This window comes from Pseudoalteromonas lipolytica, assembly GCF_900116435.1.
In the GTDB taxonomy this organism is placed as follows: domain Bacteria; phylum Pseudomonadota; class Gammaproteobacteria; order Enterobacterales; family Alteromonadaceae; genus Pseudoalteromonas; species Pseudoalteromonas lipolytica.
This window is the reverse complement of the sequence record NZ_FPAZ01000006.1, coordinates 30,824-53,547: the sequence shown is the minus strand read 5'-3', so window position 1 is coordinate 53,547 and position 22,724 is coordinate 30,824. Positions and strand designations below refer to the sequence as shown.

General features: G+C 42.2%; 17 protein-coding genes. 8 read left to right on the top strand and 9 right to left on the bottom strand.

Annotation, left to right across the window (positions count from 1 at the left end):
• Window positions 1–153 precede the first annotated feature (153 nt).
• The gene (locus tag BM378_RS07440; protein ID WP_074988910.1) at window positions 154–3,102 is read right to left on the bottom strand and encodes a TonB-dependent receptor; all 2,949 of its coding nucleotides are present in this window, start codon (window positions 3,100–3,102) and stop codon (window positions 154–156) included.
• Between the two features lie 317 nt (window positions 3,103–3,419).
• On the opposite strand from BM378_RS07440, the gene BM378_RS07435 reads away from it, so the two are divergent.
• The gene (locus BM378_RS07435; RefSeq protein WP_036966270.1) at window positions 3,420–4,031 is read left to right on the top strand and encodes a fumarylacetoacetate hydrolase family protein; all 612 of its coding nucleotides are present in this window, start codon (window positions 3,420–3,422) and stop codon (window positions 4,029–4,031) included.
• On the opposite strand, the gene BM378_RS07430 is transcribed toward BM378_RS07435, so the two are convergent.
• The 3 genes from BM378_RS07430 to BM378_RS07420 all read right to left on the bottom strand — a co-directional run bounded on the left by BM378_RS07430 (window position 3,994) and on the right by BM378_RS07420 (window position 6,538).
• The gene (locus BM378_RS07430) at window positions 3,994–4,908 is read right to left on the bottom strand and encodes a hypothetical protein (protein WP_083422886.1); all 915 of its coding nucleotides are present in this window, start codon (window positions 4,906–4,908) and stop codon (window positions 3,994–3,996) included. The genes BM378_RS07435 and BM378_RS07430 overlap by 38 nt on opposite strands.
• 136 nt (window positions 4,909–5,044) lie before the next feature.
• Window positions 5,045–6,097, bottom strand: coding sequence for an aldo/keto reductase (locus BM378_RS07425; protein ID WP_074988909.1), 1,053 nt, complete (start codon window positions 6,095–6,097; stop codon window positions 5,045–5,047).
• Window positions 6,098–6,109: 12 nt separating this feature from the next.
• The gene (locus tag BM378_RS07420; protein ID WP_036966275.1) at window positions 6,110–6,538 is read right to left on the bottom strand and encodes an acyl-CoA thioesterase; all 429 of its coding nucleotides are present in this window, start codon (window positions 6,536–6,538) and stop codon (window positions 6,110–6,112) included.
• 151 nt (window positions 6,539–6,689) lie between these two features.
• Here BM378_RS07420 and BM378_RS07415 point away from each other — a divergent pair, with 151 nt between their 5' ends.
• The 4 genes from BM378_RS07415 (at window position 6,690) to BM378_RS07400 (ending at window position 11,429) form a co-directional block, all read left to right on the top strand.
• Window positions 6,690–6,896 (top strand): hypothetical protein, encoded by a 207-nt coding sequence (locus BM378_RS07415; RefSeq protein ID WP_074988908.1) that lies wholly within the window; start codon window positions 6,690–6,692, stop codon window positions 6,894–6,896.
• 70 nt (window positions 6,897–6,966) lie between these two features.
• Complete coding sequence (gene dinB / locus BM378_RS07410) at window positions 6,967–8,019, top strand: DNA polymerase IV (protein WP_036966279.1); 1,053 nt, start codon at window positions 6,967–6,969, stop codon at window positions 8,017–8,019.
• A gap of 108 nt (window positions 8,020–8,127) precedes the next feature.
• Window positions 8,128–9,810: a carbon starvation CstA family protein gene (locus BM378_RS07405; RefSeq protein WP_036966280.1), complete on the top strand. Its 1,683-nt coding sequence runs from the start codon at window positions 8,128–8,130 to the stop codon at window positions 9,808–9,810.
• A gap of 95 nt (window positions 9,811–9,905) precedes the next feature.
• Window positions 9,906–11,429: a M17 family metallopeptidase gene (locus BM378_RS07400; protein ID WP_074988907.1), complete on the top strand. Its 1,524-nt coding sequence runs from the start codon at window positions 9,906–9,908 to the stop codon at window positions 11,427–11,429.
• Window positions 11,430–11,491: 62 nt separating this feature from the next.
• Here the strand turns inward: BM378_RS07400 and BM378_RS07395 are convergent, their stop codons facing one another.
• Both BM378_RS07395 and BM378_RS07390 read right to left on the bottom strand, forming a co-directional pair.
• Window positions 11,492–13,129, bottom strand: a complete 1,638-nt coding sequence (locus tag BM378_RS07395; protein ID WP_036966284.1) for a methyl-accepting chemotaxis protein — start codon at window positions 13,127–13,129, stop codon at window positions 11,492–11,494.
• Between the two features lie 150 nt (window positions 13,130–13,279).
• The gene (locus BM378_RS07390; protein WP_074988906.1) at window positions 13,280–15,505 is read right to left on the bottom strand and encodes a S9 family peptidase; all 2,226 of its coding nucleotides are present in this window, start codon (window positions 15,503–15,505) and stop codon (window positions 13,280–13,282) included.
• Window positions 15,506–15,617: 112 nt separating this feature from the next.
• Between BM378_RS07390 and BM378_RS07385 the strand changes: the two genes are divergently transcribed.
• Complete coding sequence (locus BM378_RS07385) at window positions 15,618–16,022, top strand: HIT domain-containing protein (RefSeq protein WP_065979726.1); 405 nt, start codon at window positions 15,618–15,620, stop codon at window positions 16,020–16,022.
• An 86-nt stretch (window positions 16,023–16,108) separates the two neighbouring features.
• Complete coding sequence (locus BM378_RS07380; protein WP_227006813.1) at window positions 16,109–16,834, top strand: substrate-binding periplasmic protein; 726 nt, start codon at window positions 16,109–16,111, stop codon at window positions 16,832–16,834.
• An 83-nt stretch (window positions 16,835–16,917) separates the two neighbouring features.
• On the opposite strand, the gene BM378_RS07375 is transcribed toward BM378_RS07380, so the two are convergent.
• On the bottom strand, window positions 16,918–18,621 hold the full coding sequence (locus BM378_RS07375; RefSeq protein ID WP_065979727.1) for a dipeptidyl-peptidase 3 family protein: 1,704 nt from the start codon (window positions 18,619–18,621) through the stop codon (window positions 16,918–16,920).
• Window positions 18,622–18,890: 269 nt separating this feature from the next.
• On the opposite strand from BM378_RS07375, the gene BM378_RS07370 reads away from it, so the two are divergent.
• The gene (locus BM378_RS07370) at window positions 18,891–19,733 is read left to right on the top strand and encodes an HDOD domain-containing protein (RefSeq protein ID WP_036966295.1); all 843 of its coding nucleotides are present in this window, start codon (window positions 18,891–18,893) and stop codon (window positions 19,731–19,733) included.
• Between the two features lie 55 nt (window positions 19,734–19,788).
• On the opposite strand, the gene rdgC is transcribed toward BM378_RS07370, so the two are convergent.
• Both rdgC and BM378_RS07360 read right to left on the bottom strand, forming a co-directional pair.
• Entirely contained in the window at window positions 19,789–20,697 is a 909-nt protein-coding gene (rdgC, locus tag BM378_RS07365; RefSeq protein ID WP_036966297.1) for a recombination-associated protein RdgC, read from the bottom strand.
• Between the two features lie 90 nt (window positions 20,698–20,787).
• Window positions 20,788–22,551 carry a sensor histidine kinase gene (locus BM378_RS07360; protein WP_036966299.1) on the bottom strand — a complete coding sequence of 588 codons (1,764 nt, stop codon included), beginning with the start codon at window positions 22,549–22,551 and terminating at the stop codon, window positions 20,788–20,790.
• Window positions 22,552–22,724 lie beyond the last annotated feature (173 nt).

Sequence of the window (22,724 nt, the reverse complement as noted above, 5' to 3'; positions counted from 1 at the left end):
TTAAAGCAGGTGGGGATAAAATTAGCTAAAGACCATATAGCAAAAGGGCTACAGTAAGATTTTTATAAATCATCGCTGTAACCCTTTATTTTATTGGTTTTTCCTTAACTGATCTGCATTACGCTGTTGAGCGGCTTTTTTGACAACAAAATGCTAGAACGAGTAGCGGAAGCCGATGTTGTAGCGCGCACCGTACTGGTTTGCACGTAACAGCTGCTCAGAGTAACGAACGTAGGTACGCTGCGTTTCATCTGTCAGGTTTAGACCTTCAACAAACACCGTTAGCTTTTCGTTCACGGCGTAGTTCACGTTGATATCCCACTGGCCATAAGACTCAGTAAAAACAGGTGATGAGTGTTGATCAAAGCCTGTTAAGAATTCATCGCGCCAGTTATATGAAATACGCGCCGATAAGCCGTTTAAATCATAAATAGCTGAGAAGTTTGCTGAATCACTTAAGCCCGGTAAGGCAAATTGATAACCGATAGCATCTCTGTCTGCTTCAACATCACCAAATACAAACGTTGCGTTGGCTGCGATACCAAATCCAGTTTCACCAAACATGTGCTGTGCAGCAAGCTCCCAACCCCAAAGGTTAGCGGTCTCAACGTTGTTATCGCGAGATACAAAGAAGTTTGCCAGTGGGTCAGTGCTATTGCCCACAATCGGTGTGCCTTCTTCAGTGCCTTGGTTTTCGTTGATTTTATCGTGAATTGCTTGGTCAGACGGTTGCTCACCTGCTGCAGCTAGGTCTTCACGCGCTTGCTCAGCACGGTCACCAATGAATGGGTCTGTGATGCCGTCAATTGTTTCTTCTGTGGTGATGTTCACTAAGAAGTTATCAACTTGCTTACGGTAGTAACCAGCAGAAACATAGCTGCCTTCACCGTAGTAGTACTCAAGTGATAAGTCGATGTTATCGGCTGTATAAGGTTTTAAGTTCGGGTTACCTACCGCAACTTTACGTTGACCCACTTTGGGGTTACCCAAGAAAGACGTTGTTGAACGCAGTGCGCCAACAGGTGGGCGAGCTAGGGTACGACTATATGAGAAACGAGCAATCACATCTTCAACCACTTCGATGTTCATATCGATATTTGGTAAAAATTCTTTCGTGCTGCCTTCACCGTTTGAGAAGGTACGCTCATCAGCATAAATGTATGACCATTCGTTGCCGTTTACCCATTCCATTGCAACAGCAGGGCGCTCTAGGCTGTTTGCTGTAACATCTGTCGATTCGTAGCGTAAGCCTGCGGTAATGTTAATTGGCATGCCGTTGAATTCTGTTTCGAAGTTAGCTTGTGCATAAAATGCCGTCGTTTCTTCGCTAACACGGTGGTCATCATCAATTGGACCCGCTTGCACATTGCCGTTTACATCCGCTGGCCAACTACATGCACCAATGCCGCCATCTGGGTGGTCACAGTCAATGCTTTCGGCGATTGCAACGATTTCATCAAAGTCAGCATCGTAGTAGTAGTTTAATAGCTTGTCGCTACCGCCACCTGAGAAGCCATCAAGTAAACCAGAGCTGTCAACGCGCGTAAACATGCTGTCATCATACCAATCAGCAGAATTTAGCCACCAACCAGCCGCTAACTGACCTGAATAAGCCGTGGTAGTACGGAAATCAACTTTTGTATGTGATACACCAAAGTTAATGCTTGAAAGCGCGCCTGTGTTTTCATTGTACCAAGTACCTTTTAACTGGTACTGGTCTAGATCGTTAGTGTTCGTGTCTTTATTAACACCAGCGAATAGGGTTCCCATATCGCTTGGTAATAGCTCTGCTTGACCGTTGGTCAATGTCATATCGATCAGTGGGATTTCGCCTTGGCTGAAGTCAGCCATTTTCTCATCAATATTCACTGTTGGGTTTTCACACCATGAACACGATGTATTACCAATGATCATAAATGCATCATGGCCAAGACCAACCCCAGCACTTTCTGCTGATGAGTTGTGAGCATCAAACTCGATGTTTAAGTTATCAGTTACTTGCCAATCAATGTTTAAACCCAGTGATTTGTTTTCGTTTTCTGTGGCACCACGGTTAAGGTTTGTCGAATAATCACCACCAATTTCAGTAACTTTTGTGTAAGTGCCATTTTCGTTGATGTTCGCTGAACTTACGTTACCACCATTATTGAACCACACACCGAAACTACGACCGTCTTTTTCAAATTCAAGTTTTGAGTAGGTGTAATCGAGTGTTGCTGTAATACGGTCTGTTGGCGCGTATTGCAATACAAGTTGACCGTTAGTACGTTTACGTGTGTTGTCCGAGAAGGCATAACCGGCATTTTGTGGATACCATGTTGCCCCATCGGCACGTTGATTGTTGTCTGTTAACGCTAAATCTGGAGATGACGAAATATCAACATTCGGGATCCAGTTATCAACCGCCATTGATTGCTCGCGGTTGTTACGCTCTTGCACTGAACCTGAAATTAAAACACCAAAACGGTCATCATTGAAAGTGTTACTGTAAATGCCAGAAACTTCAGGTGTAATATTATCGCCAGTTTCGTTTGATGTATCATGAACCGCTTTTGCACCAATTGATGCCTTAAGACCTGGGTTCGATAATGGTTTTGCTGTAGTGATATTAACGGTTGCACCGATACCACCACTAGGTATGTCTGAACGAGCTGTTTTGTAGACTTCAACACCGCTGACGCTTTCAGTCGCGATATCACCAAAATCAAATGAGCGGCCGCCCGTTGTTGGCATTTGGCGGTTGTTTAACGTGACTAAGTTAAACTCAGGACCAAAACCACGTACAGTGATTTTACTGCCTTCACCGTTACTGCGGTCTATAGACACACCTGTAATACGTTGCAGAGATTCTGCTAAGTTTGTGTCTGGAAACTTACCGATATCTTCTGACGTGATTGCATCAACAACACCTGCAGATTGACGTTTGATATCCATTGATTTTACAAGGCTACCGCGGATCCCCGATACTTGTATTACTTCAATATCACTCGCTTTCTCGGATTTTTCTTCGGCAGCAGCTGAGTGAGGAACTAGCGTGCTTAATCCCATTGCCATGGAAAGGCTAATGGCAAGCTGCTTTTTCTTGAATAGTGTGTGGTTCATGCAAATCTCCAGATTTGGTTTTATTTTTCGTGTTTGTTGTCTAAATGTAAGCGCTTACATTCTATTGCAAAAAAAATCGCCGAACCCGATTTTTATAAATGTAACCGCTTACAATAAGTTATTAGAAAGTTAAACAATGGTCAATATAAATCACTTTTTAGTTGGCAATTAATATGTATGTTCATGTTATTATAAGGAATAATTAAGTGTAACTTTTTGGCTTTTTAACGGGTTTTGCAGCTGTTTTAGGTAAAATTAGATAATTCAATTAATGTTAATATAGTACAAAAGGTGTTGTAGATTATAAGGAACCCACAATGCACTCAGTCAAATTTGTTAACGAAATAGTGACACCAAGTAAAGTGGTGTGTGTTGGTCGAAACTATGCCGCTCATATCGCAGAGCTCAATAACGAAACACCGACCAGTATGGTGTTATTTGTAAAACCGAACAGCGCATTAACGCAGTCGCTGTATGCTAAGCACGGTTCTGAGCAATTACATTACGAAGCAGAGTTGTGTTTTTTAGTTAAAAATAAACAGCTTGCTGGTGTTGGCCTTGGACTTGATTTAACCAAACGCGATTTACAAACTCAGCTAAAACAAAAAAGCTTACCCTGGGAGCGTGCTAAAGCCTTTGATGGAGCGGCACTTTTTACAGAATTTGTGCCAGTCAATGAGTCAGGGCAGTATCAATTTAGTCTACACATTGATGGTAAATTAGCCCAGCTTGGCGACACTCAGTTGATGATCCACACTGCTCAGCAGATTTTAGCTGAGATCAATGAATTTATGAGTTTACAGGATGGTGACATCATTATGACAGGCACCCCTGAGGGAGTGGGTAAAGTTATTTCAGGTGCCACTTTTAATGTGGCGCTAAAAGATGGCTCTACTCAAGTTCTAACCCATCAATGGCAGGCGATTTAAGTGGCGCTAAGATAAATCGTTGGTAGTAATTTAAAAAATCAGGAAAACTTTCCTCTAACCAAGCTCGTTGGTTTTGTTGATATTTTTCACTTGGTAATACGGTGTTTTTAAGCGCGTTATTAATGTCGACTAGCACGCGTTGTGCATAATTATTGGGGGCGCTGGTTGAGCAGCCAATCGCACCCAGCACAACATGTTGTTCAGGGTCACCGATGGCGAGTTTCTTTATATCTTGCTGGTATTTTTTATTGTAATAGTCTGCCACAAATGGGTAATCAATGGTGTAGTCAATATAGCCGTGCTCAAGCTGCGTGAGTAGTGCATAACTTGCTTGACTGCCGGTACTGCTCAGTGCTGCATAGTCATAAAGCTTAATGTTTTTTGCAATGTTATCCAGGGGGTTGCCAAACTTGCGTGCATCATTTTGACCATACATAAAGTGTGCATCCGTTAACAGCGAAATTAATGACACGGGATTACCGTGAGCTTTATAAATTTTTTCAGCTTGTTCGCTATTACTTAAGACAGTAAACGGCGGGTAAACCGTGGTCGGAATAGAGTAAGTAACGCGATGTGTTTTTTGTTCACGATGAATCATACACGCATAACAAGCCATGTGGCCTTCATCTAAATATTTATTTGCTCGCTTTTGTGGGATTGTCACCTTGGTATGTTTTATGTGTGGTAGGGCGGTGATGAGTAAATCGGTTATTTCGTTACATAAACCCGCGTGAGGAGTTGTTTCATTTTTTTCGATATAAAAAGGCCCGCTATCGTTTTCGAGCCATGTAATTGATAGTTGTTCAGAAGCATGCACATACGAGCCAAGTAATAAGCTAGAAATAACATAGAATGCTTTTTTTAGATGTTTTCTCATCGTTTACCTTACAACTCAATAACGATGATTAACTATACACCAAAGTATTGAAAATAAAATAAACAGCAATTAAAAATGGTCATATAGTATCGGTTTTGGCGGGATTAAAGCCTATCAAACGATAGGCTTTACAGCATTAAAATGGCATTGGGTAGCGATTAAATACCTGTGCTATTTTTTCAAGTGCCTCATCGGTGAGCGTCACTGAGAAAGCATCAATATTTTCTTTTAACTGCGACATTGACGTGGCACCGATGATGGTTGAACTGACACCATCGACCTGATCACACCATGCAAGCGCAAGTTGTGAAGGGGTTAGATTAAAGGCACTCGCTATCTCTACATACTCTGCGATAGCTTGTTGCGACTGAGGCGTGTCTCTAAATAGGCCATTGCGTTGTACCAGTGTCCAGCGGCTACCTTCAGGGCGCGCACCATTAAGGTATTTACCACTTAACATACCACCACCGAGGGGTGACCAAGGTAAATACGCAATATCTTCGTGAATACATTGCTCGATTAAGTAAGGCCAGTCTTTGGCATGCAGTAGACTAAATTCGTTTTGAATAGACACCATGCGCGGCAAATTATGTTGCTCACTTAAACGCAAGTATTGGCTAATACCCCATGGACTATCATCAGAAAGACCACAGTGTTTAATTTTACCAGCTTTAACACAGTCATTCAGGCCTTCAAGAATATCGAGCATACCTGCAATATTTTGCTCGGTGTCGGCATCTGAAAAACGCACAATGCCGGGCCATTGTTTACCAAAATGCGGCGAGGTGCGGTTAGGCCAATGAAGCTGATATAAGTCGATAACATCGGTTTGTAATCGTTTTAATGAGGCATCAACGGCGTTAACCACCGCTTGACGAGTGATATCTTCGCCTTCACGAACCCAAGGTAAACCATTACCGGCAATTTTAGTCGCAATAACGAGGTTTTCACGTTTATCTTTATTACGTGCAAGCCAATGACCAATAATCTCTTCGGTCTTACCATAGGTGTCGGGCGAGGGCGGTACGGCATACATTTCTGCCGTGTCGATAAAATTAACGCCTTTATCTAACGCATAGGCAATTTGTTCATCGGCATCAGCTTGGTTATTTTGCATACCCCATGTCATGCTTCCTAAGCAAACACGGGAGACGTCAATACCACTTCGGCCAAGTGGGCTATAAAGCATATTAGTTCCTTGTTAATCGTTAGAGTGGGCTTTAAGTGCAGCTAAAAGCTCATCGCTTAGCTCTGCTTTTTTACCCGTAGTAAAGTTAAACATGACAACGTGTGATGAGCCAACAGTGGTAACTGCCTTTTGGCTTTCACTGAATACGGTGTAGTGCATCATAAAGCGGTCTTTTTCAATGTCACTTATGGTTACACCAACATGCACGGAATCTGGAAACGTCACGGGGCGTTTATAGCGAGCATTGTTTTCGCTGATCACCGGACCCACGCCTGTTGCTTGTAAATCTTTAAGAAAGCCTAATTGTGTAAAAAAGTCGATACGTGCGGTTTCAAAGTAACGAAAATAGACCACATTATTCACATGCTGAAGGGCGTCCATTTCACCCCATGCTACATTAATTTTTGTTCTGATAGGGTGTTGTTCTATAAACGATTGCATAGCAAATCCAGGTTAATTGTGAGAAAAGCTAGGTTAGCAACATGCTGCTTTTAGCTCAAGAAAATTAGAAAACTAAGTATATTGTGCTAACTTTATAAGTTCACGCTTACGTAAAGTGTGAGTAAATCGAACACACATGAAGGACCTAGTTATGCAGCAACTAACAGCGAAAATGATAAAGTGGGTAGTATTATTCATCTTACTGGCTCTGGCTCTACTGTGCTACAGTATGGGCACAATGTCTGGGTTTATCGTACTAATTGTATTGGGACTTTTACTCGAAGCCGCCTTTTGGTTATTTGGAGCACGGCTGTTTAGTCGCAAAAAAACACGCGAGCAAGCACGTCAAACCTCTTAGTATGTTCGCTTGCACTATCAGGTAGATTAAATAATAATAACTGTATAAATGAACAGTTGTTGTATGCCTGATGAAAAAATTCATTCATATTGATATGGATTGCTTTTTTGCTGCAGTAGAGATGCGTGACAATCCTGCACTTGCCAGTGTGCCTCTTGCGATTGGTGGGAACAGTCGCCGTGGTGTGCTTTCTACGGCCAACTATATTGCGCGCCAATATGGCGTTCGTTCAGCTATGTCTAACTACCATGCTAAACAATTGTGTCCTGATCTAGTCATTGTGCCCGGACGAATGCATGTATACAAAGAAGTCTCTCAACAAATCCGTGAAATTTTCGCTAAATACACTGACCTGATTGAACCCTTATCGCTTGATGAAGCTTATTTAGATGTTACCCAAAGCAGTGCATGCAGAGGCAGTGCGACTCTTATGGCTGAGCAAATTCGACAAGAAATTTTTACCACAACAGGCCTAACTGCATCGGCGGGTATCGCACCGATTAAATTTATTGCCAAAATAGCCAGTGATGAGAATAAACCCAATGGTCAGTGCGTGGTACTGCCTGAGCAAGTGGATAGCTTTTTAGCCAAGTTGCCGCTAGGCAAGATCCCAGGTGTAGGGAAGGTGACGCTTGAAAAATTGCAACTTAAAGGCTTATACACGGGAGCTGATGTTCGCGAAAAAGGGGTTAATTGGATGCAGCAACACGTGGGGAACTTTGGTGTTTCGCTTTATCAAAAATGCGCAGGAGAATACGTAGGTAAAGTGTCTACGGAACGCGTACGTAAATCGCTGAGTGTGGAACACACTTATGAATTCAACAAAAATAGCTTAGCTGAGTGTTTATCTGAGTTACCCCGTTTAATGACAGAGTTAGTACGCCGTTTAGAAAGGCAGCAACTGAGTAACAGAATCAACAAATTATCAGTTAAAGTGAAGTTCGCAAATTTCACAGTGACCAGTGCTGACCAAAGTCATCATCAGTTAGATGACAGCATTTTTACAGAGTTAATGAGTAAAGCGTATGAACGCGGAAATAATAAACCCGTCAGACTCTTGGGCATTGGTGTGGGAATAAAGAGTGAAGCCCACGAGCATTTTCAGTTAAGTATATTAGACTAAAGGTTAACACCTAGGTTGTTTAAAGTTTGTTAGTGTTCAGTGTGGGGTGTTGAACCATTTGTGTTCACGGCCTCTAGACAACATTATAACTACATAAGAGAGATGACTATGCAATCGGTCGTGATCGTGCTGCTCGGAATAGTCGGTATGTTATTCGGATGGTTTGTTTATTCGAAATTCATCGCCGAAAAAATCTTTAAAATGGATGATAACTTCGTCACACCTGCTCATGAGCTTGAGGATGGTGTGGATTATGTACCCACCAATAAGGTCGTGTTGTGGGGCCACCATTTCACGTCTGTAGCAGGTGCGGCACCGATAGTCGGTCCTGCTATTGCTGTTTATTGGGGCTGGGTGCCTGCCGTGTTATGGGTCGTATTTGGAACAATCTTTTTTGCTGGCGTCCATGATATGGGGGCTCTTTGGGCCAGTGCTCGCAACAAAGGTAAGTCGATGGGGGCTTTGTCTGAAAGCGTCATCGGTAAGCGTACCCGTGCGTTATTTATGATTGTGGTATTTTTAGTGCTACTGATGGTGAATGCGGTGTTTGGGGTTGTTATTGCTAAATCCTTTGTATCCCAGCCAAATGCGGTTTTTCCTGCTTGGTCAGCCATTGTTGTGGCCCTTGTTATAGGCCAGTTACTGCGCCGTAAAGTTTCTTTAATTCCTCTGTGTTTAATTGGTGTCGGTATCCTTTATTACACCATTTATCTTGGCAGTAGTATGCCCATTGCGTTGCCAGATGAGATGTTTGGCTTAAGTGCAAACGCAAACTGGATCATTATTTTGTTCATCTACGCTGCAATTGCTTCTTTACTGCCTGTGTGGATGTTATTACAACCTCGCGATTTTATTAATGGTATGCAGTTGCTGGTTGGTTTAGTGCTTTTATATGGCGCGGTCTTTATTTCAATGCCAGATATCACCGCACCTGCATTTAATACACAAACGGCAGTGGATACGCCGAGTATTATTCCGCTGTTGTTTGTCACCATAGCCTGTGGTGCGGTATCGGGTTTCCATGGAATCGTGTCATCAGGTACCAGCTCTAAACAGTTAAACAAAGAAACTGACGGTCGCTTTGTTGGGTATTTAGGTGCTGTGGGTGAAGGCATGCTTGCACTTATTACGCTGGTGGCGGTAAGTGGTGTTGCATTGGCTGTATCACCTGAAGAATGGCATGAAATTTACAGCCACTTAGGAGCGGGGAGCGTGAGTGCCTTTATCAATGGGGGTGCAAACTTAATCGAAAGTGGTTGGGGTATTTCACAAGAAGTCGCGTCGACCTTACTTGCGGTAATGGTGGTGCTATTTGCAGGCACGACAATGGACTCTGGCGTTCGTTTACAACGCTACATTATTCAAGAGTGGGGTGATATTTATAATATCAGTATTATTCGCAATGGGATTGTCGCAACGCTCGTCGCTGTGCTGTGCTGCTTGCTACTTGCCTTTGGTGCAGGTGGTGCCGATGGCAGCGGCGGAATGATCATTTGGCCGCTGTTTGGCTCTACCAACCAAATCCTTGCAAGTTTAACGTTACTGGTTATTTCGGTAATGTTAATCAAAGCGAATCGTCCAGCGAAGTACACGTTAATACCGATGAGCTTTGTACTGGTAATGGCATTCTTCGCGGGTGTGATTAAGCTAGGTGAATATTACCAACAAGGCAACTGGTTACTTGTAACACTCGATTTACTGGTACTGGTGATCAGTGTGCTGGTGATGCTAGAAGCATGGTCTGTCATTGTGAAACATCGCAAAGACAACCAATCTGTGTCAGAGCAGTAAACTTTGCTTGCCAGCCGCTCATTTGCACGGCTGGCAATAGCGCGTTAAATCAATGATAATAAGGTCCTATGTTTCTAACAGCAGGACCTTTTTTTATGGCATACCCTCATGCAGTTGTCGCCTCTCAATTAGCTGATGCAGATCACGATGCATTGATTATTATAGGTGATAATTTTTCGTCTTTAGCCGATGCAAGCTTAAGCGACGCTATCAGTGCTCAACAAGCCATTGATGCACGTATCTCTAAGCAAGTCACATTACTTGTGATTGACTCAAAGCGCGTTATTTTAGCGCCTACAGGTCCGCTTAATCGCGATTATGACGATGTACGTCGTTATTTTGATGCTGCTAAATTAGCCGTGCTAGAAGCAAAAGCTTCGGGCAGCACCAAGCCTGCTATTTTACTTGCGAGTGCACACCACGATGCGCGTTACAAACATGCACTTGAAGTTGCCTTTTTAGGCGCTTGCCAAGCATTATGGCAGCCACTTGAAGCGCGTGAGTTTCATGGCCAAGCGATTGAGCCAATCAGTCAAATTAGCTTAGTGGGTGCTGATGAGGCCATGGTTAAAGCATTGAATGCAATTGCCGCAGGCCAATATGCTGCGCGTGACTTATGCGGTACAGAGCCTGAGCGCATGGCACCGCCACGTTTTGCCGATTATTGTGTTGAGTTATTTGCGGGCAGTAAAGTGTCTGTTGATGTGATTTCAGATATCGACACTATCGATAAAGATTACCCAATGATGAGCACTGTAGCGCGTGCATCATACGCTGTTGAGCGTCATCATCCACGTGTTGTTAAGCTTGAATATGTTCCTGAGGGTGACATTGAGCGTACGTTAATGTTCGTTGGTAAGGGGCTTGTTTATGATACCGGTGGTGCCGACCTTAAAGTGGGTGGCTTTATGGCGGGTATGAGCCGCGATAAAGGTGGCGCAGCATCGGTCGCTGGTTTTATGAAGTCAGTGGCTGATTATGCACCTAAAGGTGTCAAGGTGATTGCTTACTTAGCCGTGGTTCGAAACTCAATTGGTTCTGATTGTTTCGTGCCTGACGAAATCATTACGTGCCGTGAAGGCGTTCGTGTACGCATCGGTAATACCGACGCAGAGGGGCGTTTAGCAATGGGTGATTTACTCAGTGAAATGAAAGACCGCGCATTAAATGAAGTAAATCCAGAGCTATTCACTGTTGCAACGCTAACAGGTCACGCAGCACGTGCGATGGGTCCTTACAGCGCTTATGTTGAAAATGGACCCGCTCGTCAAGCGCAGGTTTCACGTAAAATTGCTGATTTAGGTGATTTATGGGCTGATGGCGCAGAGGTCTCTCGCAGCCGTCGTGAAGACTACGACTTTGTTAAGCCTCGTACATTAGCCGATGATGTACTTTCGAGTAACAATGCACCGTCAGCTGTGACTGCACGTGGACACCAGTTCCCAATGGCATTCTTAGCGATTGTAGGTGGTTTAGATAAGCATGGCACTGAATCAGCACACCCATTACCGTATGTTCATATGGACATCGCGGGCAGTGGTGTAGAAGGCGGTGATTGGCAACATGGTAAGCCAACCGCAGCAGCTGTCAGCAGTTTATTTGCACGTTATTGCTTGTAATATTTAAGCATTAAAAAAGCCCCGCAAAAATGAAGCGGGGCTTTTTTTCGTTAAAATTTAGCTTAATCAAGTCTAAAGCGATTTACCACATCGCTCAGTGCTTGTGAGCTTTGCTTTAAGCTTTCACTGGCATCTGATAGCCCTTGGGTATTAGATAGTGACTGTTCGGTTGATTGTGACAGCTCATTGATACGTAAGTTAACTTCATCTGCCGCACTCGTTTGTTGTTCTGTGGCGCGGGCTATTTGGCTATTCATATCTTTAATAATTGTGACCAAACGCTCAATTTCACTGAGTGAGCTGCTTGCTTCACCTGCTTGTAAGACGGTTTCGCTCGACAGTTGTTGACTGGCAGATACCGCATCAACCGCAGCTTTAGCACCTGCTTGTAACTTACTGATCATGGCCTGAATTTCATCAGTACTTTTACCGGTACGGCTAGCCAGTGTACGCACTTCATCGGCTACGACAGCAAAGCCGCGCCCTTGCTCTCCCGCGCGCGCCGCTTCAATCGCGGCATTAAGCGCAAGTAAGTTTGTTTGCTCTGCTATGCTGCGAATAACATCCAGTACAGAGCCTATATTGTTACTCTCTGCTGCAAGGTCAGTGGTTACCTTACTAACCTGCTCAATATTATGCGACAGAGTTTCAATAGCGGTAATGGTTTTGTTGAGCACCTGTTTACCGGTTGAAGCATTTTGCGCCGCGTCGTTTGCTGCATGCTCAGCTTGATCTGCATTTTGGCTAACATCATGAATTTGATGAGTCATTTCTTCCATTGCGGTGGCAACTTGTGTTGAGCTGTCATTTTGCAGTTCAATAAAAGAATGATTGGTTTTAGTGGCATCATCCACATTGTGGGCGTACTGATTGACCTGTTGAGCATTTTGCGCGACTTGCTTGAGTGACTCTCGCATTTTTGCAGTGTATAGGTTGAAGTAACGCGATAGCCGAGAGACCTCATCATTGCCGTTTTCATCAAGTTGTTGGGTTAAATCACCTTCACCTTGCGAAATGTCTTTCATCATATCAGCAGCCAATTGAGTTGGTCGTAATATACTATTTGCAATTAAATAACTGAGCGCAATTAACAGACCAATAATAACCACCGCAGTGATAATGACGTGATTTCGTAGTGAAGCAAATGCATCTTCTATGGTGTCAATGTAGACACCCGAACCAATAATCCATTGCCATGGTGTGAAACCCTTAACATAGGCAATTTTGTCAACGGGTTGATCCTTTCCAGGCTTAGGCCATTTGTATGGAACAAACCCTTCGCCTTGTCGTTTAACCACGTTCACCATGTCAACAAACAGGTGTACCCCGTCGGGGTCTTTATTGTTGGCAAGTGATTTACCTTCAAGCTCTGGTTTGAATGGGTGCATAACCATCGCAGGTTGATAGTCGTTTATCCAAAAGTAATTGCTTTTGTCATAGCGAAGTGCAGCGATAGTATCCAGCGCAGCTTGTTTTGCTTGTTGTTCACTGAGTTTACCTTGTTGGAATAAAGCATAATTGTGTTCAATAATGCTGTGGGCTGACTCCACTAGGTTTTGAGTTTTGGTGTATTGTTCTTGTTCTAAAGAATCATATTGCTTCATTAAGCTTGAGATACTTAAAAAGATCAATCCAACCACCACTACACTAACCAACATGGCAAGGCGTTGTAAGATTGTAAAACGGCGTAAGTAGTTCATGTGTATTCCTTGGTCATGCTTGTTTAAAAGCAATATGTTAAGTGTAGTTAAAACAGGTATTAAATCTAGTTGTGGATGGAATACATTGAGACAAAAAAAAGGCTGATTGGACAATCAGCCTTTAGTCTAAGTTACCGAATTTAAATTTAACTATTGTACGTTAAAGTGACGGTTGAAAAAGCTTGTGATAGTTTGGTGCAAGTGTGTTTGCACACTCTTACCACGTAAACTGTGCTTAGAACCTGGGTACGTCATCATCTCGAACTGCTTTTCTTGATCTTGCAGTTGTTTAAATAACTTCGTGGCGTGAGTGAATAACACGTTGTCATCAGCCATGCCGTGGTAAATCATTAGCGGTCCTTTTAAGCCTTCAGCATAAGGGAAAACGGCACTTGCTTCGTAGCCTTTTGCATTTGTTGCAGGGTGGCCTACGTAGCGTTCTGTGTAGTGTGTGTCGTAAAGTGCCCAGTCGGTCACTGGCGCGCCCGATACACCCGCTTTGAAATAATCACCGGCTTTAAACATGGTCATCAGTGCCATATAGCCACCGTAACTGTGACCGTAAATACCTATGCGCTCAGGATCAACGTAATCAAGAGTGCGTAAGAACTCAACCCCTTTAATTTGGTCAGCGACTTCAGCAACCCCTAAGTGTTTATAGATAACGTCTTCAAACTTTTTACCACGGTTGTAAGAGCCACGGTTATCGAGTTGAAAAATAACGTAGCCTTGCTGTGCCATGTATTGGAAATACAAGTTTTTGCTGCGCCAGCTATTTGTCACTCGTTGGGCATGTGGGCCGCCGTATACGTTTACAATAACAGGGTGCTTTTTACCATCTTGATAGTTAGTCGGCTTGAATAAACGGTAATGCATTATTTGGCCGTCTTCAGCTGTTAATGTACCGTATTCAGGAGTGATTAAATCGTCTAAGTACGGTGTAAGTGGATGCGACTTATCGAGTTTGTTTTCTTCAAGCCAGGTAATAAACTCGCCGTTAATTTTACGAAGTGCGGCTGAACCTGGTTTATTAACCGATGAGCTGTTGTCGATAAAGGTTTTATTATCTTTGGCGATAACCACATTATGATAAGCACCGAGCTCTGTTATGCGCTTAATATCCCCTTTTTTGAATAACGGTGCACTGTATAAATGGCTTTCAAGATCGGTGTCTTTACGCGCTGCAAAATACACAATGCCTTTTTTCTCATCGATTCCTTTTAAGCTATCAACCACCCAGTCACCTTGCGTGATTTGGCGGATCATTTCGCCATTTGTGCGGTACAAATAAAGGTGTTTAAAGCCGTCACGTTCAGAGGCCCACACGAAGTGTTTTTTATCGTTTAGGAACTGTAGATCAAAGTGTAAGTTAATCCATGTATCGCTTGTTTCTGTTAGGGCGACCTTTTGCTTTTTCGTTTCACTGTTGTAAAAACGCAGCTCTAACGTTTGCTGTGAGCGGTCTTGCCATTGATAAGATAGCGTTTTGTTATCTTTTAACCAGTTGGCGCGAGCAATGTAGATATCTTCGTCTTCGCCTAAATCAACCCAATCAGTTTGTTGGTTGTTAATGCTAACAACACCGAGTTTAATTTTAACGTTGTCTGTACCCGTGAACGGGTAACGCTGGTTGAAAAGCTTTACTTCATCAGCGTAAATTTCGTTTCGAATCGCTTCTTTTACAGGGCTTTCATCGACACGCGTATAGGCAATTTTTGTTTCATCACCTGACCACCAGTAGCCCGTCATGCGGCCCATTTCTTCTTGAGCCACGAATTCAGCCATGCCGTTTTTAATAACGCCACCGCCGTCTTTACTTAACTGGATTTCTTGACCCGTTTTTAAGTTCAGTGCGTAAAGGTTTTGCTCGCGAATAAACGATACAAAATGACCTTTCGGTGAAAAACGTGCATCGGTTTCGAATGCTTCGGTATCGGTCAGTTTGCGGCTTTTAGCTGAGGCAAGTTCGTAGTAATAAAGGTCGCCATTCAGTGGGAAAAGCAGTGCTTTACCATCTTTTGACCATTTATACTCTAAAATCCCTTTACCAAAGATACGCTGACGCTCACGTCGTGCTTTTTCTTCATCTGATAGGTTTTCTGGGCCTGAGAATAGTGCCGCAGAGTCAACTAATAAGCGGTTTTTGTTATCTTTTAAATTGTATTCCCACAAGTCATAACGGTTGTAGTCGTCGGTTTTACCTTGTAAGTAGGTAACGCGGCTACCATCGGGTGAGAATTTAAGTTGTACAGGTGCTTTACCTGCTAAACTAGGATCGTCAAAAATACGCTCTAGTGATAGTGGTTCAGCATTCACACTCAGTGCTGTTGCCACTATTGGTAAGGCAAGTGAGAGAGATTTAATTTTTTTTAGCACAGGGGTACCTTCGCTCGAATAAAAACTGCCACGATGTTAATGGTAAGCTTAGGCAACTGCAACTAAATGCTATAAAGTAGCAGGGGTACAACTTAGATTTAAGGACTTATTGATGAAAAATGCTGATATGCCATTTTCCTTGGCACCTGAATTACAGCGTGATTGTATTGAATTAGCAGATTGGCCACTGTGTAAAGTATTGCTAATGAATGACAGCCAATATCCGTGGTTTATTTTAGTCCCGAGAGAAGCGGGTTTAAAAGAAATTATCGACCTTTGTGAAACGCAGCAAGTGACACTTTTACGCGAGTCGGCCAAACTAAGTAAATTATTACAGCAGGTTTTTAATCCAGACAAGCTCAATGTGGCTGCTTTGGGAAATATGGTGCCACAACTGCATATTCATCATATCGCACGCTTTAAAACAGATGCTGCTTGGCCTGCACCTGTGTGGGGTAAGTTACCGGCGGTTCCGTATTCTGATGAGCAGATTACTTCGCTTAAAGCGTATTTTTAAACGGTGAATATCGAAAATATAGTCCAGCAAATATGAAAAAGTGGCACGTTAGCGCGGCAATAATAACACGTTGTTTTTTTGTGACGATGTTATCTTTGAGTGCCTTTGAGAGTGTGGCAAAAAGTTATTATTTTGTAGGAAGTCATTTTCCTGCCATTTTAGAACAGGATCAGCACGGTTCTCCTACAGGACTCGGGGCTGACATCGTTTATGAAATAGGCAAGCGATTGGGGCATACTATTGTGATTGATATTATGCCGCTTAAACGGGCTTTAAAAATGGTTGAGCAAGGTGATGCCGATGCCATTATTGGCCCTTATAAATCGTTTCAGCGTAACCAATACATGCTCTTTAGTGCATTACCCTTTTATGAAGACCCTATTGTTTTTTATACCAAACCGAATAATGAAGTTACTTGGCGAGGAAACTTCGCCAGTTTAAAAAAAGATGCAATAGGGGTTATTCGTGGCTGGGATTATGGGGTTGAATTTAAGCGCCATGAATCGAGTTTACTGTTATCAGAAGTCGCCAATGTGCGGGCAAGTTTTTTACAATTAATGTATGACAGGGTTGATTTAATTCTAACTCACCCCCGCGCAGCAAGGCCGGTGATAGAAAGTTTGGGTATTGCCGATAAGGTGATCATACTTTCTCCTATTTTAACGGTTAATCAAGGTTATTTTGGTTTTACTAAGCAGCGAGATTTAGCGCAATTTATTGATGAGTTTAATGCTGAGTTTCAAAAAATGTTGCTAAATGGGGAAATCGTAAAACTAAACAATAAATATGGGCTGAGCTTTGTGGCGCATTAATGACTGTTGTTTAAGCATAAAAAACGCTGCTCGAAAGCAGCGTTTTTTTGTTTAAACTGGTTATTACTCAGATGAGAGTGCGTTTAGTTTAAACCTAATACCTCTTTACCTTGTTTAAAGGTCACATCAACAGGGATGTTTGCTTGGCTTAGCTTTTCTAAATCTTTAGCAAGCTCGGCTTTAATTTCACCATGAGTCGCGATTAATTGGTCGACTTTTTGATAATCGCCGTCACCTTGAATCGTTAAGATAAGGCGCGATAGTTTTGCCATCGCTAAGCTCATTTTTTCCATATTTACGCTGTATAAGCCATCTGCATTTTTAGAAAATGCACCTTCTTCGGCAAAAAAGTTAAAACGGATCATGTTTGCTTTACCATGTGCACTTGATGCACCAAAACGCACTGAGCGGAATATACCAGCCATAAAGGTGATGTAGTAATCTTCTAGCGTACCGTCAGTGATTTCACCTTTTTTAAGTAACTGCTCAACCATGTAAAGGCCAAGGATATCTGCTTTACCTTCTTCAAGCGCGCTGGCATGCTCTTGCAGTGATTGACGCACAGTCCCTTTGTTGGTGATGGTGTTTTTAATTCCCAAGCCATGTGCGACTTCATGAAACATAGTGTTTGCAAAAAATGCATCAAAGGTGATGTGTTTACGCTGCTCAGGCACAATTAATTGCTCTGAAATTGGCACTAAGATTTTGTCGAATTTAGCGCGCATCGCGTTTTTAAGCTGTAAACGGCGGGTGCCTTTTTCAAGCTGTACTTGCTCATCATTAGGCAAGTTAATAGCAATTGTTTTGCTGCCGGCATTTGAGTGGCCCGCATAGTAAACAACATCATATGCATTAAGGTCAGCGTCTGAACCCGGTACTTCTTGCTTGTACTTATCGTCTACGGGTAAGCCTTTTTGTAGCTCTGGTAAGAAAGCTGCAAACTTAGCTAAACGCTCACTCCACGCAAGGTCTTTAATTAACACGTAAGACTCGTAAGCGGCACGGTAACCAAAGAGTTGATCTTCGTAGGTTTCGATTGGACCAATAACAACATCAATTGGGTTGTTTTTCATGTCCATCCATGCGAAGTCAGAGGGTTGGAAGTTATCACTAACAAGTGCATCAGCACGCATGCTTAAGTAGTTTGCAAATTCTTTGTCATCGGCAAGTTTACTTGCTTCACGGAGTAAGTTTGCCGCTTTTTCTAGTTCCTGTGCGTATTCTACTGAGTAAGCCACGCTGTATAGTTTGCCATTTTCATCACGTTTAATAACTGAATAAAGGCCTGTTTTATCTTCAACTGTTGCGTTGTTTAACTCTTCTTTAGTGATATCGCTTGGGTAAAACTCTGCGCCAAGTGGCTTTTCTTCATAACCAGATAAGAACACCTGATCGCCGTTTAAACGGTCCCATGGGCCGTAGTTGATATCTGCAAATTTTTGCACTTTTTCGTCATTAATTTTTGCCAAAAATGCTTCTTTGTTTTCACCAAATGCTTGACGCCAAAATAATGCATCCATGATTTTTGATGCGTCAATAAGTTTGCCAACCATTTGCTTTTGGTTATCGCTTAAGTGGCTCAAGTCTGAGGTTAATGTAAAGTCTGTATAGATATCTAAGCGGTTTCTGTCTGCATTGATTAGTTGCGGATTATTTTCTTCAGTATTTTGAGTCGTTTGCTCTGCAGCAGGCTTTGTTTGAGAAGGGGTCGCTTGTTGGTCAGAACATGCACCTAGAAAAACTGCACCAGATAAGATAAGTGCGTGGCTAATTTTATTTAATGTCATTTTTTTGCCCGTTAAAAAGAGAGAGTCGTTGCTTTGAAAATAAATGTGTAAGCATTAAAGCAAACCTAACATATAAATGGCAAGTTTACTGCGCAGTATGTGATTTTAAGCAATTAAATCGGTGTCTTAAAATATAAAAGTAGATTATTACTGTGAATTTCTTAACTTTAGCGCTAACTTAGACAATACTAAAACAATAATTAATCTAACAATGTCAGTCATTAGTTTGATTTTATAAAAGCAAGCTAATTCAAGAGGATGGCAAAGATATGTCAACAGAAAATGCACTACTGACCATTTTGGTCGACCGAATTAATAATGACACCCTAGTGTTGCCTACTTTACCTGAAGTGGCTGTAAAAGTCAGACAAGCTGCAGACAATCCTAATGTCAATTTGATGCAAATGGCCGATGTGATTTCACACGACCCCGCGCTTTCAGCCCGCATGATTAAGGTGGCGAACAGTGCCTTTATGGGGCGCTCGGTTAAGGTGACAAACCTACACCAAGCTGTAACGCGGATAGGTTTAAGGCAAATTAAAAACATTGCAACGGCCATGGCAATGGAGCAACTGTTTGTATCGCACAATGAGTTAATTAAAGGCTACATGGACAAAGCGTGGCAAAAAACGCTGAAGGTGGCTTGCCACTCAATTACCTTAATGGATTTTTTCCTACGTGATAATAAGAAGACGTCATTAAATCGCGACACCATTACGCTAGCGGCTTTAGTGTATAACATTGGCGTGTTACCCATTTTAACGGAAGCCGAAAAACACCCCGAAGTATTTGCGAACCCCAGCTTTCTTGCGCATGCAATTCAAAAATTGGGAGGCAAAGTAGGGGGAGCGATTATGCGAGCGTGGGGCTTCACTGATGAATTTGTTGAAGTTGCTGAGAGCTGGGCAAACCCTAACTATCGTCCTGAGCATATTTGCTATGTTGACTTTATTCGCATAGGCGCGATCTTAGAGGGCATCCTGCAAGTATCAGATAAGTCTTCAGCATTACAGACCTATTTAGATAAAGGTGTTATTTCGTCACTTGATATGTTTAATTCAGATGAATATCACGACATGTTAAATGATGTAAAAGCGGTGTTTACTGAATAACGCATTAAAAAGCGCAGATTACGACTAATCTGCGCTTTTAGTGTCAACAAGCTGATTATAAATCGCTTGCATCTCCTAATCCTTGAGTTAGTTCTTCAAGTAATTGCTTAATTTCTTCTGATGCTAAAATGAAGTCTGCATCTAGTTTTACGGCCATATCTTCTTTAGGGATATCGGCGTTTTCTTCTTTAAGTGTTTCTGAGTAGCTTAGTCGTTTTATTGACCCATCGTTTTGCAGCATGAACTTAACTCGCTCTTGCCAATCAAGTGCAAGCTTAGTCACGCGCTTGCCATTTTCTAGATGCGATTTCACTTCATCACACGATAAATCATGGCCTTTAAGTTTAACCTGTGCGCCACTATCGTCTGCTTCTTCAAGTTCTGCATCGTTGCCAATAGCGAACCCCTCAGGCGCATTAAATTGTGTTAGCCAATCGGTTAGAAACACATCCAGATCATAGTTTGCAAATGCGGGCACTACAGGTAACGATCCTAACGATTTACGTAACAAGGCAAGAAGTTCTTCGGCTTTGTTAAAACTACCACTGTTAACAACCACCCAGCCATTCTTTTGGTCAATAAATGCAAACTGTAAGCTCGACTTTTTGAATGCTTGAGGAAGTAGGGTATGCAGAATATTTTCTTTTAGTTCGTCTTTTTCTTTTTTCTTAACTGGGCGGTTTTCTTCCGCTTCAATCTGCTCTACTTTTTCAGCAACTAGTTCGTTAATAACCGCAGCGGGTAATACTTTTTCTTCACGTTTTGCGCACACTAAAATGCTATCTTGAGAAAAGTGCGATAGGGTTTGACCATGTTTACCAAAGGCTTTGGTCCAACCAAACGTTGATAACTCTTGACCACCACATGAGCGAAACAGGTCTTGTTCTAGGGCTTTATCGAAGTCTTCTTGGTTGTATGATACGTCTTGTTTAAAACGGTAACAGATAAGGTTACTAAACCACATAATTAGGCTAATCCTTTCATTAAATTTGCCCAATCATAGCAATAAAAAAGTGATGCCGAAATGAATGATTTCGGCATCAGGGGGTTTTGTTTATGTATTAAACATTGAAAGTGGCTTTGGCATGTTTTTAGGGAAACTAATGTGGTAATGCAAGCCTTGTCCAGGCTCGCTTGTTACTTCTATATCGCCACTGAGCGTTTGTTTTACTAAGTTAAAAGTAATGTGTGTGCCTAAACCGCTGCCGCCTTGGTCGCGCTTGGTAGTAAAAAATGGGTCAAATAGCTTTTCTAACTGCTCTTGAGTTACACCATTACCGTTATCTTTAAAGTCGATGATAACCTCATCGTCTTCTTCTTTTATAACAATCTCTATGATGCCGCTTTCTATGCCTTCGAAACCGTGAATGAGTGAATTCATGATTAAGTTAGTGAAAATTTGACTAATTGCCCCCGCAGGTAAATTGAGTGTTAAGTCTTCAGGGCAATCTAGGTTTATATGGTGCGATGTTTTTTTAAGTTTAGGGTGTAACGAGCGGATCACCTCGCCTAAATACTCTTTAAAATTAATTGTACGCACCGCTTCACTGGCTTGGTCTACCGCGATTTGTTTGAAGCTGGCGACCAGCTCAGAAGCACGGTCTAAATTACTGGTTAATAAGCTGGTGCTTTGTTTTGCGTCGTTTATAAATTCTTCTAATGCTTTCGGCGAAAGGGTTTTGTCTTTATAGGCTGCTTCAATTTGATTCAGGCGCTCTTGTAAAAAAGAGGTCGCTGTAACACCAATACCAATCGGGGTGTTCACATCATGAGTAATACCGGCAACAAGCCCCCCTAATGCGGCCATTTTCTCTGAGCCTACTAACCGCTCTTGTGCCATGTTCAGTTCATCAAGGTAACGCTGTAGTTCAGTTTGCTTTGTTATGAGCTCTTGTTCGGTTTGTTTACGTAAATCGATTTCTTCAGTTAAGGTGAACTTTTGTTTTTCTAGCTCGTATTTTTGTTGCTGTAAGTCCATCATTGCTTGGCTCAAGTTTGATGTCTTACGAGCGACTTCCTGCTCTAATTGCAGGTTTTGTTGATCCAGTTTTTCGTTGCTTATCAGTAATTCTTTTTGTGTATGTTCAAGCTCTTCTCGGTACAGTACCACTTTATCAATCAGGCGATTAAATGACTCTTCCATCACTTTTAATTCGTTATGCTCACTGGTTTGAATGTCGATATGGCGACCTTCTAAATCATTGAGTTCAAGATCTTCTATTTGTTCTGTGAGTTGGGCTAAGGGTTCTGTTAACTGCTTTCTAAAGGCAATTAAGAACAGGATGATCAAAAATGTTGTTTTGATCATCGCATTACCGATTAAGAAATAAATCGAGATCATAATACGGCTAAATACGACGTCTCGGCTTGAAAATAGGGTGACATCACCCACTTGGGTGGCTCTGCCTGAAAACTCAAAAATCAGCGGGAAAGTGTAACCAAATAAACCTGACGGGGTGTCTTCAATAATCGCCTCTTCTTGCACTAGCTGCTGACTGTATAACTCATGTATGTCTAAAGAGCGCCCTAATTGTGATAACACTTCACCACTGTCATCTCGCACAATAATGCCTTCAATCATAGGGATCGCAAGTAACCCCTCAGCAGTGGTGATCGTTTGCTTAGTGTTAAGCTCCCAAATGGCGCGTGTGAGGCTGCGACTGAATGTTTTTTGCAACGTGGTTAATTCATCGCGAATGTAATCTTTGGTATTAACGTACTCAGCAATAACCTGCCCACACGTAACGACAAACGTTAATAAAAAATAAACCGAGAGCACACTGGTTAATAATTTTTTTGACAGGCTTTTTTGTAGCATGGATTATCCATAGCTCCTTGGTGAGATTTGTAATACATTCAGCTAAATCTAAAGTTAGCTAATAAATGATTAAAAATAAATAAATATATCCTTTTTTACGGGATCATTTACAGATTGTAACTAAATCATGAAAAAACTTGACCTTACTGCCTTTTAAAAAGTGTGATATAAAA